The sequence below is a fragment of the Croceibacterium ferulae genome (assembly GCF_003660445.1).
GTDB lineage: Bacteria > Pseudomonadota > Alphaproteobacteria > Sphingomonadales > Sphingomonadaceae > Croceibacterium > Croceibacterium ferulae.
Map to the genome: position 1 here is coordinate 33,735 of NZ_QZVQ01000013.1, position 12,948 is coordinate 46,682.

The window sequence follows — 12,948 nt, forward strand, 5'->3', positions numbered from 1 at the left end:
GAGATCCTGCTGCCAGGGCGGCGAGACGGTGTAGCTGCGTTCGGAGGTGCGTAACAAGCACGACCGGAACGCAGTGGCCGTGTTCTCCTGCCGTGGCGTCCAGATTGGCTACCTTACTGCCGACCGCGCACGGCGCCTGGGCATGCTGCTGGGCCGGACGAAAGTGCAGGCAATCTTCCAGCGGCCTGCGACGTTCGGCGCGTGGATCCGGGTGGCGTTTACTGGCGAGGTGCCGACGCTAACGGACGCGATGCTGGTGGAAGCTTTCCACGATGACGGCGCGTGGGTTAACGCCGAGCCGGACTTCTATCCCGACGAGGTTTACTCCGATGATTAAGGCAGTTTGAGATGGCACTCCCGGTGACGGTGCTGATCGCAGCCGCCACCATGATCGCTAAGGACGAGCGCGCGCAGCGCGCCGCCAAATCGTTGTGGGACAAGGGCGTGGATGCCTGGGGGAAGTGGCACAGTGGCCGAGTGGATGCCGATGCGGAAACAGCGCCGATGCCGCCAAATGGACCCGCGAGCGTCGATCGCGTCGCAGGTTTGCACGAGGGACAAGCAGGTGACCTGATCCGCTTTACCTACACTGACGAGCACGGCCTGTCCCGCAAGCACACGGTCGGCAATTGGAGATCCGAAGGCGGACGGCTCACCGGCTACTGTCTTGATAGCAAACAGGAGGAAGCCTTCGATTTCGGACATATCGGCGATTGGGAGGTGATCCGGTTTAAAGCTGATGAATGACGCATCGATGGGCCTTCCGAGGTTTTCTGCCGACGATGATGGATACTACCGGTTCGGCCCGAAGCGTGCGGATTGGGCAAGCCTGATGGTTGCGATGGAGCTCGAGACGCGCATTGCTGAAGGAACAACTCGGGATTAGCAGAAGACCTGGGCGCAGCTGTTCAACAAGACGGTTCGACCGAGGTACGGAGAGCCGCACCCGGTAGAGGAAATGGAAAGCCTGGAGCGAGAGCTGCGCAGGTTTGTAAAGCACACAGCGGCCAATCACCTGCAAATTTGCAAAATGCGGATATGGCGGAACCTTTAGCGAAGCGGGGACTGACGTGAACGAGAAAGCGGTTGAGGCTGCCGCGCGGGCCTTGTGTCGGCAGGACGGCCACCCGGAGAATGCCACTCTCGGAGGATGGCCGTGTGGGTGAGCTATAAGCCGGAGGCGCGGGCTGCGTTGATTGCCACATCTTTCGAGCAGCTGATCCCGGCCGACCCGCGCCGGCTGGCGAGCGTAGCGGCCCGCCTGCAGAGGCTCTTCCAGGCGTGAAACCCCCTCACTCACAACTGCAGTGGATACCACTTCGGCCTCGGTTCGGCAGTGCGTGTTACCGGCGAGCTAGTGGATGCGGCTGGATCTATCACCGACGAATGGCGCGTCTAATGTGCGCTGCGAAGCACATGTCACGCCAGAGAAGCATCCGCCGCTTTGGTGACACATCCCCATGTCGGCGCAAGTCGGTGCCCAACCTTGGCATTTCATCATAGCGCTATCCAAACGAGTTGGGTCAGCATCGTGGCGCAGATCTCGCTCGGTGATACCAATGCTCATAGCGGCAGGCTCCAACACTTTGCCGACCGATCTGCTATCCGGCGGAGCGACTTTATCTGGTCCGCCTTTTTCGTGGCGTACTGCTGCACTATGACATCGTCCGCAGGGTTGCTAACCCCGCCCACGATCAGGCGGAAGCGCTCTGCAAGTGCCGCTGTGTCACCGATTTTTACCATCTCTCCAAAAGCTCCTTGCAGATTGCCTTTCAAAAACAGAGGGGCTTGCTCGGAGTTCCGAAGTTCTGGGGTCGGTAGTTCTACCTATGATTAACCTTCAGCTCAGCTGCGCTGGTAAGCAGGAGTTTGAAAGCGTGCTCGATCGGGGCTTCCGGCCAGTTGGCTTTTCTGGTGAAAGTATCGGGTATGGCAAGCTGATGCGCGAGGTACGTGCCGCAGATGCTCAGATGTTGGAGAGCACGAACGGCCGCAGCGGTGGGCATTTCGCGAGTTTGATGACTCTGCTGTGCGCTTGGCAGATCGTATTTGGACGAATCGTGGTGACGAGGCTGGCTGATCCCATCCGCTCAAGGGCACGCTACTGCAAGGTCTGACCCGCAGCCGATAAGTCTTTGCCTTGCAGCCCTTCGGTCGCATCGGTAGATACCTTCGTTTTGTATTCGTCGACGGTGCTGATCACCGCACCCTTTTTGCCGAGTAACGCCGCCTTGACGCGGGAGCCGACCGGAATCAATTGAGCCTAGACTGGCCGGATACAGATGGTTCGAAGCGCCGTTAGTGCCATCAACCACCCCGCCTTTATCTCCGCCCAGTTGAATATTGCGAGCGGCGGTGCCGCCTGTGCGTCTTCGGATCGAGACCCTGACGGTGCCGTACTCCTCTGGAGGTGAACGTTGCGCGGCTGTGTTTTCCTTGCTTCATCTCATACGGGCACGGCGTCTGGGCGCAGCTGGGCTGATCACGTGTCGCCGCAGGCAGCTGCCGGCGGTAGGGCCAGAGTCGTATTAAGTTCTTCATCTGTCATCTGCACTTTACAGCCGCCAGCATTACCGCCGCTCGTTCGTGCCGGGCCGCCACCGTCCATGCCAGCCATTGCCGGGCAGCCGCCCTGCGGGTGGGGCACCTTCGATCCTCAACGTCATGACCGCGAAATAAACCTTGCCAGCGCGGTTATCGCAGACGGCGGCATGGCCAAGTTAATGGCTCGCAGGGGCACGGTCTTGCGGCACGCCTTTGCCCTTGTGGAAGAAGGCACCCAGCGAGGCCGTGGCGCCGCCATGCCCCAGCACCGCCGCGTCCCTGTAGAAGGCGAGAGCGGGATCTATGTCGCGCGTCACGCCCTCGCCATTATCAAAAGTCAGGGTCAGGGCGAACAGCGCACCGGGATGTCCGGCATTGGCCGTTCCCGGCACCATCCCAGCGCCTCGTGCCGATCCCACGGTTTGCCACCGGCGCCGAACCTCGAGATCTGAGCAAGGAAGTGTTAGGCGGAGGGCAGGCCGGAGCGAACCGCTTGGCGATAATAGTCGGCGGCCGCGCGTCGCGGCGGATGCCCACACTATCGAACGCCATGTCGCCAAGCATCTGCGCGGCCGCGAGATCCCCGGCAGGCAGCGCGCGATCGTACCAGCGGCGCGCCTGCCCATGTCGGATGCCACACCTGCGAAGCCAGTGCGATACAGATCGCCTAGAACCGCCGCTGCCTCGCCGACAGCGATGTTCCGCTCGAGCGGCTGCGGGTCAAATACCGGTAGGTTCTGCAGGGGATTGAAGCGGGCCTTCGCGGCCTTCTTCAGCCGTCTGACGCCTTCCTCCGGAGCTGTCCAGTCGCCCGGCTCCAGCAGGTTGATCTTGCCGATGAATAGGGCCGCCTCCTTCCCGCCGATGCGCCAGTAAAGTCGGCGATGCGCGCGGCGGAACCAATCCTGCGCCTCTTGGTACCGACCTGATCGAACAGCCAGAACGCGGTCGGCAGCTGCAGCCTGAAACTTACCGGCAGCTTTGCTCACGTCCTAATGTGGGTCGCTGTTTCCTCGCGCGACGACTTCTACTAGACGAGTTAATCCGGATCAGAAGGGTATCGATTAGGCCTTGCAGGGGCACCATCTTTCCCAAGCAAGGTCGAGATAGCCGTAAACTGCACTGACTTTGTCTGTGAGACGATGGATCCTCCGCGGCGCTACCCGCCTTGCGAGCTGTCCGGCATTTCAAGGTGAACCGTAGCCTCTAATTTGGCGACCATGTACATGGTAGCAGTGTGGTTTCTGAGTTCGTCGTAGATCCGAAACTCGATCTCCGGAGCGTCCTCTCCACCAGCGAGCACCGCTGAGATCATTTGACGTCCGTCTTTACGCACAAAGTCCAGTGCTTCACCAAGATCGGTGAAGAGTTGTCCCTCTGCATCTCGCGCCGAGTAAGTCGCGGACCGGACATCTGTGTAGTAGCGCTGCACCTAAGATAAACGGATCACCACCGAGGCTGTTTCTGTATGGTGTCGGACACTGCCGATGCGATCGTCATGGTCAAAGGCCTTGCAACACGTACAACTTACCAGCTTGCGTAAGGCTGACTCACGAGGGGGGTTCCCGAGGCCGTGAAAGTCTGAATCAATGGCGTCCGAGATCACGAGGACGCGACGATGGGACAGCCGATCGACTTGCGAGAGGCTTTCAACGGAACGGCGCTGCGGCGCTTGGAGCGTTCCTCGAGGAGCGCGCCGCAGGCGCGCCGGCTGCTGGTCTTGGCACATTTCTACGATGACGGAAGCCGGAGCGGGGCGGCGCCAATCGTCGACGTCACCCTGCAGATCGTGCGCGACTGGGTGCGCCGCTCCAATGCTCGCGGACCTGATGGCCTACTCGACGGCCAGGCGCTGGGCAGGTCGTGGATCCTCAGTGATGCCCCGCGCCGGGCAATGGTCGAAGCCGTCGATTGCGGAACCATCCCGGCGATCCATGGCGTTGTACGCTGGCGGCTGAGCGACTTAGTGCAGTGGCTGCACGAGGAGTTTGCAGTGTCGCTGGATGAGACCACCATCAGCCGCGAGCTTAAAGAGCTGGACAATGAGACGCTGACCGCCCGGCCTCGTCACCATGTACAGAACGAGCGGGCCGTGGAGGCTTTCAAAAAAAGAGGCTTTGCCGCCGAAGTGGCAAAAGTCAGGGCGGACCTCCCGCAAGACACACCCATAGAGATCTGGTTCCAGGCCGAGGCCGGTGTCTGCCAGAAGAACACGATCACACGCCGCTGAGCCCGGCGCGGCACGCGGCCCTCGGCGCCCAAGGACCAGCGCACCAGATCGGCCTACATCTTTGGCGCCATCTGCCCCGAGGAGGGCACAGGCGCCAGACTGGTCCTGCCCTTCTGTAACACCGAGACAATGACGCTGCACCTGGCCGAGATCGCGCTTGCCGTCGCACCGGGCGCGCATGCCGTGGTGCTGATGGACCAGGCCGGATGGCACATGACCGGCAAGCTCAAGGTGCCTGGCAATATCAGCATCGTCGCGCTGCCCGCCAAGTGCCCCGAGCTGAACCCGGTCGAAAACGTCTGGCAGTTCATGCGCGACAACTGGCTCTCCAACCGCGCCTTCACATCCCACGACAACATCGTCGACCACTGATGCGAAGCCTGGAACAAGCTCGTCGATCAGCCATGGCGCATCATGCCAATCGGCCGGGACCCATGGGCACGCCGGTTCTGACCAGCGCAGGTTGGTTTAAGGCGGATGAACTCTCCGCCCCAGTGCGCTACAGCGGCACGCATTTTTACGGATCCGCCGCGCAGCGATCATAAACCAATTATCGCTATTCACCTTTGTAGAGCCGGCCCGTTCTTTCTTGAAAGGCCCTCTTATCCGCTCCAGCCGCGCGTTCTTCCGGACCGGCTGGAGCGGGTATTACCCTTGCGGCCGCGACCGTCGCGAAGTGACCTCTGAGCAAGCAATGAAGCGGTAGCAGGAAAACTGCGGCGGATACGAATCTCGCCGCGATGCCCCGCCCATAAGCTTCCCGTATCTGAGATCCCTCCTATGTTCCGCTTAGAGCATAAGAAGGGTCGTCGCTCTGATCGCCTCCAATCCAGCGCTGCCAGATCGGCTCTTTAAACCGACACGATCGGCGAGCCTCGAGCCTGGATTGGCCAGCTTGCGTCGCCTCGTGCTCGGCGTCGTGCGCGACTCCATCGCTCTGATGGGTGGCAGTCCGAGCTATGGCGAGATCGCCTACAAGCTCGGTTTGCATCGCAAGCGCGTGCACAAGGCCGTACAGTCGCTGGAGCGCCAGGCTCTGCTGATCCGCCGCGATCTGCATCTACCTGGCCTTTGGAATGCCGCGATCCGTCAACTGCGCAATCTTGGTCGCATCATTGATGAGGATGTCAACATCGCTCCGCCGCGAGATAGCTAGTTCGAGGCGTATGTGCCGGTAACGAGAAGGGGTTTGCTGACCGCCCCGGCGCTCGACTACTTACCTGATACCGAGGCCCCGACGAGGGGCAACGATGGCGCGGCGCGTACCAAAGACGAAGGTTAGGCAACACGACCGCTGCTTAAGCGATCCACCGCAGCTATTGCGAGCGCCACCTCGTACGAGCGGCTGAGCAGCGGGCCCTCCGGCTGGAACAGGCCACCCTACATCGTGAACACGGCCAGTATGGGCCCGCTGCCACGCCGGAGACGCTGCAGAAGCTGAGCCAAGTGAGTGAGGGCACGCTGCCCCGAATGGCCGACGTAGGTTCGCACCGGCAGAACCGCGATCGGGCCCGGCTGGTGAACTGATGATCGCAGCCGCGCACCGCGGTGACGGCCCGGTGGAAGAGGGAATTCACGCCGGGCCTGAGTGCGCTACGTGTTTCGGGGCACGGCGCAGCTGCGAGCACGAACGGCAACTCTGCGCGCCACGTAAAACTTTTCTCGAGAGTTAAGACGGCCCGGCGGGAATGGTTGGAGATATCCGCCGGGCCTAACCGCGCCTTCGCTGCGCAGCTGGGGCGCGGCTGTCGACAAAATGCCACCTGCGCTGATGAAGTAAATGTTCGGCAGAAGACAGAGGCGGCCCGGCGCAGGTAATTTGGGGACCAGCGCCGGGCCTGACCGCACCCTCGGCTGACAGAGTGTGTGCGGCTGTCACCTCCAATGGCACCACCACTCACGAAGTAAAGGGCGCGTGATGATCGGGCTTAGATTGGCGGTCGGCAATGCGGCGGGATTGCGGACGATCACGGAGGTGGTGGAGGTAGCGGAGGCGGGCCTGCCACCGGCAGGTGTTCCCGAGCAACGATCTGCTGACGGCTGCGGGCTGGCCTGCCCGGTTGCTCCCTCGGGCGGTTCCTTTTTTGCGCCGTGCTCCTGAGGCCCGGCTTCGCGGGGGAGAGGAGGGGGAGGGCGATGGTCGGTTCAATCAGGAGATGACAGATGGCCAGCTATTCCCTGTTCGCAGATCTCGACGGCACTCCCAGCTCGGAGCGTTGCGCCCAGGTCGGCCGCACCCGAGACTTCGCTACCATCAACCGGCTCGAAGCCAACATCTACGTCGCTGCCTTGAAGGCGACCTACGGCGCGCCGCCTGCCGGCGTGCGCTTCCGCGTCGTCGCCAATCGCCACGATTTCGGCACCTATCGCACCCTCGCCATCGAGATCGACGAGACGCTGCCGGACGATGAAGCGGCCACGGCGCTGGACTATGCCCAGGAAGCCGAGAACGGCCTGGAACGCTGGAGCGATGCCGGCTTCGGCCAGTGGATCGAGTATGGTCCCAACGGCACCACCACGCTGCACGCCCGCACGGTCGAGGAAGCGGTCAGAAGCGCCCTGCAGATCACGCGGCCGACGCCGCAGGGCAAGTACCCGGTCGCCTCGTGGGAACGACTGCACACCAATCTGCGCGACCCATGGCCCGAGATCGAGGTGCCGGGAGCGGTAGCGGCATGACGTTCGCAACTTCTTCGGCATCGCACGCAACGCAGCTTCTGCGAATGCGCGCGGCGCGCGACCATACGGTCGCCAACCTCGCCAGCATCCGCCAGCGCCTCAGCCGGACCGCCGAAAGCAGAACCCGCGCTGAACCGGATCTTCCGGCAAGCCACCGCCGGCACTCCAGCGATTGGCCCCGCCAGCATGAAGAGCGCTTCCAGCGCATTCTCAGCGAGCTGACCAGCGAAGCGCGGCACGAACTCGGTGCGCTTGAAGCCAAGCTGGCGCGGCAGACCGCCGCCATCAGCGACCATCACCTGCGGCGCGCGAGGGAACTCGCAAGCAGCTGAGCGATACCTTTGCCGGCGGTGCAAATGGGTCCCGCTGTCCGCATCGCCAAATCTGGCCCGCCCAGGTGTTACCTCCCCGGACGGGCCTTTTCTTGCCTGCGGCTATCGCAGCTTAACCCTGCGCATAGTTCGGAACCGGTCCGCCGCTCAGCGATATTCCTGTGCAAGCGGCGCTGATCCCTGACAGCAACCATCGCGCCGATAAAGGTCTGCCCGGACATCCCCATCCGCCGGGCAGCGAGATATGGCTCGCCCGGGTTGATCCCCCCTCCGTCCCCGGGCGAGCCACCTTTTTCCAACCAGTGCCTGACACCGGATCGCGGCGTTTTCCGCCATCGGCTACCTTCAAGCTATCCGATTGGTAGCTATCGGGTAGACACCTGCTTGCAGTGCCAAGTCTTCACCGACTCCGCGGCACAGAAAAGAGGGAGGGCGAGAGTGGGCCGGCGACACGAGGGCGGACCGCCGACATTCCTCGGCATCCAGTTTCACGACAGTGGTGCCACAGTGCCAGATCGGCGCCGGCAAGCCGGCGCCGATCTTCGACATGCTTACGATCGGAAAGGGCGGCGCCCATCACTTTGACAGCCGTCAGCTGCCGCATGACAAGCGCCCATAAACCGCCTGCATCCTGCTGGAGCCAGTAGGCGCCCAATCGCGAGGTCCTCGCAAAGCTTGAAGCGGGAGGCACGCATGGGAATGCAGGTTGAATCGTTCGAAGCCCTCCGATCGGTTAAGATCGGGAACGACGAAGCGACCAAGGTCGTGGCGGAGCTGGAAGGACACACCGCGATGAAGATTTCCGAAGCCAATGCGCCGCTGATCGCCGAGCTGAAGTCCATGCAAAAGGGCCTCAACCGAACCAAGTGGTACTTCTGGACCGCGATCGTGATCGCAGGTGTGGTCGTGGCCGTTACCAACGCGCTCAATCGAGCCGCGGCTTCGGCCCCGCTTTAGGCGACCGCACCGGGTGGGGACGATGACCAGCGATACACCGCCTAGCAACGTCGTTTACCTCGACGAGTGGCGCTCCGGCGTCATGCATCCAGCTCCGACCGCCAAACCAAATCAGTTCAATCTGTTCGCAGCCTTGCCACTCGTTGCCGGGGCTCGGGATCGTCATCGGCCTCGGCATGGGCGCACTGCCGTACCTCTGAAGATCGGCCGCAGTACGCGCCAACTGACCATGGCCGCCTCCCGCAAGAGCGGGACCGCGCTCTACTCCGCCGTCACCCCTGCCTGGCCGCTGCGCGTCCATGCAGGGCCGCCTTCTCCACCGAGCCCCGCAAGCGGGTCTCAACCCTTGCGGGTGACGATCGCTTGCGGAAGCAAGTTGCCGGAAGCTGGAAACTTGTTGCCACGATCAGACTACGTTCCAACCTGCCGCGGCACAGAGATGTGTCCCCGCTGTTAACGCATCTGCGGACGCCTCCCACCTGATGGCGCGGCCGGGTTTCCATGGTGGGGGCGATCAAGGAGGCTTCCATGGCAATCACCGGCATTATCCAGCACGATCACAGCCGGAAAAACATGGCCCATGCCGGGCCATGAGGGAGAGGCTGATTGAATGCTGATGATCCGTGGGGAGGTGAGCGTAGGGCGGGAAGGGGATGGGGTTTACCACTTACCGGAACAGAACAATGCCTTCTCTAAATGGGACAAGGCGATCTCCTCATACGTCTATCTGCGGGAACGAAGCGCCGATAGAATAGTGGTGCGCAATCCGGCGCTAGGTTCTGCCTTCCCGATGACAACGGCTCGTACAGCTTCAAGCCTTCCTTTCGTTGCTATCCCAGGCTCGGCGGAAAAGCCTGCCGACTTGGCGCCAGCGCCCCAAGAACTCTATTCGGAAGCCAAGGGCGAGGGAATCTGGGTTCGCCTTGTGCAATCGCTCAAAGGCCCACTCGCGCGAAAGTCGCGGAGGCATTCTTGTGACTGGTGTGGATCGACGGATTACTTCGACGCGGTCCTCGAAACGTGCGTCCATTGCGAGGCGTTTTAAGAGGGAAAGTCACTGGGCGGCACTGTGATCGCAGTTGCGAGCTGTGCTGGTGAGCACGCTCTGAAGTGTCAGCCGGCTAGCTAACAGGGTTGAATACCGTGTTCTGAGGGGGGACAGCGTGAACCAAGGTTTAGCCTTGTATCGGGCGGCGGCGGTTGAGCCAACGTCTGGACAGATGACGGCAACAGGCGGCGATCCCGGGCCTGCAGAGAAGCCTTGTTCGCGTCTGAGTTATGTCGATGCGGCAAAAGGCATCGCTGTCATCCTGGTCGTTCTGTGGCACGCAGTTGGCGATCGCTTGCTCATTTTCGAAGCGCTCGTTTATCTTCGTATGCCGCTATTCTTCTTCGCCGCGGGCCTGTTCGCCCAGCGTGGTCTTGATGCGCGCTGGAAAGATTTTCTGCCAGTGCGTGTCGGTCAGATCTTCTGGCTGTACCTCTTGTGGGTGCCGATCGTGTATTACATGACAACCGGCGCTACTGAGATGGTCCGGTCGGACCTCAGCCTTGAGGAGGGTCTGGAGCCAGCGACGATGCTCATCGACCCGCCTAATACGTTGTGGTTCCTTTACGCTCTGGGCTTGATGTATCTAGGGGCAAAGCTAGTCCGGCCTTTTAATTGGCAGATTGTCCTTGGCGCTTCGTTTGCTGCTTACGCTGTCGTCATTTCTGGATGGTTCACTTTCCGGCACGACCTCCTAGAAATGCTCTGCAGATTGGCGGCGCTTGCACCCTTCTTTTTGATTGCGAGCTACCACTCGCAGATCATTCGAACCTTCATTCAGGACTGGGCGCACTGGGCGCTTCGCGGACTGGCAGCATATTTCTTCATCGCCGTCGCGATCGTCGCCTTTGACGGCGGATTCAATCCGCTCGCGACATTCAGTGCCAGCATCATCGGTGTCGCATCATTGCTCATGCTTCTTTATCGGCACAGTACATCAATCACAGTGCGGACCCTTAACAAGCTGGGTAGGCAATCACTATTCGTCTTCGTACTGCATCGGATTCCGCTATACTACTACAACCTCTTCTTAGCAGAGGTAGGAATGCAAAACGACGTCTTGGCGCTGACGGTGGGAGGTCTTGCGATCGTTGTGGGCTGCTGGGCGCTCGGGGAGCATGTTCTTAGCCGCTATGCGCGCTGGACGATGGAGGCGCCTTGGCTGACCAAGCATCGGGTTCGCGCCTCGTCGTAATGCTGCCTCTTGCAAGCGGCCCGACTGTCGCGGTTGATTGGATGGAGTGGCAGACCGCTTTTTCTTAGCTGTTCGCTGGGCCGGCGATCGGAACCGAGGCGGACAATCTGGCGAGCTTGGGCCATCGCGCCGGTAGTCGGATGGCAGCTGGCGGGGGACGGCGACGGACCGTTACCGATGGTGATGCAGAGAGGCGTTCCGACGCCTCTTGTGCCACGTTGTGACAGGTGACCCGGCAGGTTGCAAAAAAATCAACTTGCCGAGCGCAAGGTTGTCATTGATCGATCGAATCCACGCTCGTGATGGATCGACGAACGTGGAGCGGGCCGGTCGGGTCGCAATCTGTCCCGGCCCGCTTCCTGATTTCTCCCAATATGCTCGCCCACCGCGTCTGCAGTCTTGGCGCTCGGGGTGGGGCTTGGCGATTGCGGGGGTGGCGGCTGCAAAACCTTGCCCGCGATGGCTGCGGCTACTGTTCCAGACCGCTGCGTGCTTCCGCTCGCCTCCGAATCAGCAAGATTGGAGCCGCCATCGCCGCGTCCGATCAAACGGACCGTGCCACCACGCCCCTTCTGAATCACGTCGCCGAGCGTTGCCGCACCCGCGCCAATTGTGCTCATCGCCTTGAAGCTCGAGCCGCTCGTGGAACGCTGCACGAAGGCATTCGCCCGACCGGTATATTCCGTGAAGTTCCGCTCTGGCGCGGAAGAGCCGAGCACCGTTAAAGTGTAAGACCCTGCCCACCCCCTCCGCAACACCGCTACATTGCCCTGCGACAACCCTGGCCTGACCATCGCACGCCCTTTACTTCATGGGTGGTGGTGGCATGTTCGGCGGCAGCCGCGTCGGACGTGAGGCCCTACGCGGTTAGGCCCGGCGGTTTGCGCCTGAGATCCTTCCGCCGGGCCGCCTCTGTCTCCTGCCGAACATTTACATCGCCGACGGCGGTGGCATTGTGAGGGCAGCCGCCTGCAAGCCGCGCGGCGAGCGCGCGGTCAGGCACGGCGGATATCTCCACAGTTCCTGCCGGGCCGCCTGAGCCCTCAAGCTTTACTCGACGCGCAAAATCGCCAATCCTGCGCGCAGCCGCGTCGTGTTCCGAAAAACAAAGCGCGGTCAGGCCCGGCGTGAGTTCCCTCTTCCGCCGGGCCGTCCCGAGAGGCGTGGTTGTCATCGCTTGAACACCTTGTCATTCGCAGCACGGCGGGCGGGCGCGTTGATCCCGCCACCGGCTAGATCTGGATTACTGCCTTCCCTGGCCTGGGTGAGCGACGTTCAGCACGCTTTGGCTCAGCGCAGTCGCACCCATGCGGCGGTGCAGCTTCTCCTGCGAAGCCGCAGGATCGCGGACAGTGCATCCGCCGCCGGCTCGATATCTGCTTTTCCCTCCGACGATCTGGAAGCTGCCGTTCGGCTCACGCCCCGTTGCAGACATCTAGACGGGCGCATACGATCATTGGAAGGAGACGTTCGATGCCTTCCCGCTCATCTACATTATGGACGCTGACAGCCTTGCTGATACTGGCATACCCAGCGCTGAACTTCGTCTATTGGCCTGAGGCTCGGAACTCAGGCATTCTTCCTGCCGATGGTGATAGCATCGACATACCGATGTTTGGCAGCTTACTCGTGACGCTGATCGCCTCGGCCATAGTTCTGGGCGTGGCTTGGTTATGTTTCCGGCGCTACAATCCATCCACCCGACTTCTCGCCTTCCGCTTAGATCGCCCATACCGCAGCTTCATTGCTACAGTGGTTTTTGGCGTCAGCGCTGCTATTCTATGTCTTGGTGCGCTGGTTGACACCATTATCGCAATGCCATGGTATGAGTATCTTCGGGCCGAATACATGATGCTCGCAGCGGCGTGGTTGCTAACCTTGAGAACTTCGTGGATCGACCAACGTACCGCTGAAGAGGCGGAGGCCGAGCAGCTTCGATAATTCTCTGCTTGTAAGCGGAAGG

Annotated in this window: 12 protein-coding genes and 1 pseudogene; 10 read left to right on the forward strand and 3 right to left on the reverse strand. The window is 61.5% G+C overall.

The window, feature by feature from the left end; genetic code table 11:
- Positions 1-46 precede the first annotated feature (46 nt).
- The 3 genes from D5S08_RS14335 (at position 47) to D5S08_RS14350 (ending at position 2,117) form a co-directional block, all read left to right on the forward strand.
- A complete protein-coding gene (locus tag D5S08_RS14335; protein WP_162301987.1) occupies positions 47-337 on the forward strand; it encodes an HIRAN domain-containing protein in 291 nt (96 codons plus the stop codon).
- Positions 338-348: 11 nt separating this feature from the next.
- Positions 349-747, forward strand: a complete 399-nt coding sequence (locus tag D5S08_RS14340) for a hypothetical protein (protein WP_121119774.1) — start codon at positions 349-351, stop codon at positions 745-747.
- Positions 748-1,829: 1,082 nt separating this feature from the next.
- Positions 1,830-2,117 carry a hypothetical protein gene (locus D5S08_RS14350; protein WP_121119778.1) on the forward strand — a complete coding sequence of 96 codons (288 nt, stop codon included), beginning with the start codon at positions 1,830-1,832 and terminating at the stop codon, positions 2,115-2,117.
- Between the two features lie 603 nt (positions 2,118-2,720).
- Here D5S08_RS14350 and D5S08_RS16515 read toward each other — a convergent pair.
- Both D5S08_RS16515 and D5S08_RS17515 read right to left on the reverse strand, forming a co-directional pair.
- On the reverse strand, positions 2,721-3,533 hold the full coding sequence (locus D5S08_RS16515; protein WP_126665577.1) for a tetratricopeptide repeat protein: 813 nt from the start codon (positions 3,531-3,533) through the stop codon (positions 2,721-2,723).
- 170 nt (positions 3,534-3,703) lie between these two features.
- A complete protein-coding gene (locus D5S08_RS17515) occupies positions 3,704-3,976 on the reverse strand; it encodes a DUF6894 family protein (protein WP_126665578.1) in 273 nt (90 codons plus the stop codon).
- Between the two features lie 186 nt (positions 3,977-4,162).
- On the opposite strand from D5S08_RS17515, the pseudogene D5S08_RS17185 reads away from it, so the two are divergent.
- The 6 genes and pseudogenes from D5S08_RS17185 (at position 4,163) to D5S08_RS14390 (ending at position 10,985) form a co-directional block, all read left to right on the forward strand.
- A pseudogene (locus D5S08_RS17185) lies at positions 4,163-5,227 on the forward strand (IS630 family transposase).
- Positions 5,228-5,660: 433 nt separating this feature from the next.
- Positions 5,661-5,930: a LexA family transcriptional regulator gene (locus tag D5S08_RS14370; RefSeq protein ID WP_121119786.1), complete on the forward strand. Its 270-nt coding sequence runs from the start codon at positions 5,661-5,663 to the stop codon at positions 5,928-5,930.
- Between the two features lie 1,007 nt (positions 5,931-6,937).
- A complete protein-coding gene (locus D5S08_RS14375; protein ID WP_121119788.1) occupies positions 6,938-7,453 on the forward strand; it encodes a hypothetical protein in 516 nt (171 codons plus the stop codon).
- Positions 7,450-7,785 carry a hypothetical protein gene (locus tag D5S08_RS14380; protein WP_126665579.1) on the forward strand — a complete coding sequence of 112 codons (336 nt, stop codon included), beginning with the start codon at positions 7,450-7,452 and terminating at the stop codon, positions 7,783-7,785. The genes D5S08_RS14375 and D5S08_RS14380 overlap by 4 nt, the downstream gene beginning before the upstream one ends.
- A 693-nt stretch (positions 7,786-8,478) precedes the next feature.
- On the forward strand, positions 8,479-8,742 hold the full coding sequence (locus tag D5S08_RS14385) for a hypothetical protein (RefSeq protein ID WP_126665580.1): 264 nt from the start codon (positions 8,479-8,481) through the stop codon (positions 8,740-8,742).
- A 1,163-nt stretch (positions 8,743-9,905) separates the two neighbouring features.
- A complete protein-coding gene (locus tag D5S08_RS14390) occupies positions 9,906-10,985 on the forward strand; it encodes an acyltransferase family protein (RefSeq protein ID WP_126665581.1) in 1,080 nt (359 codons plus the stop codon).
- A gap of 251 nt (positions 10,986-11,236) precedes the next feature.
- On the opposite strand, the gene D5S08_RS16525 is transcribed toward D5S08_RS14390, so the two are convergent.
- Positions 11,237-11,704 carry a hypothetical protein gene (locus tag D5S08_RS16525; protein ID WP_126665582.1) on the reverse strand — a complete coding sequence of 156 codons (468 nt, stop codon included), beginning with the start codon at positions 11,702-11,704 and terminating at the stop codon, positions 11,237-11,239.
- A gap of 754 nt (positions 11,705-12,458) precedes the next feature.
- Here D5S08_RS16525 and D5S08_RS14395 point away from each other — a divergent pair.
- Complete coding sequence (locus D5S08_RS14395) at positions 12,459-12,926, forward strand: hypothetical protein (RefSeq protein WP_126665583.1); 468 nt, start codon at positions 12,459-12,461, stop codon at positions 12,924-12,926.
- The last annotated feature ends 22 nt before the right edge of the window (positions 12,927-12,948 follow it).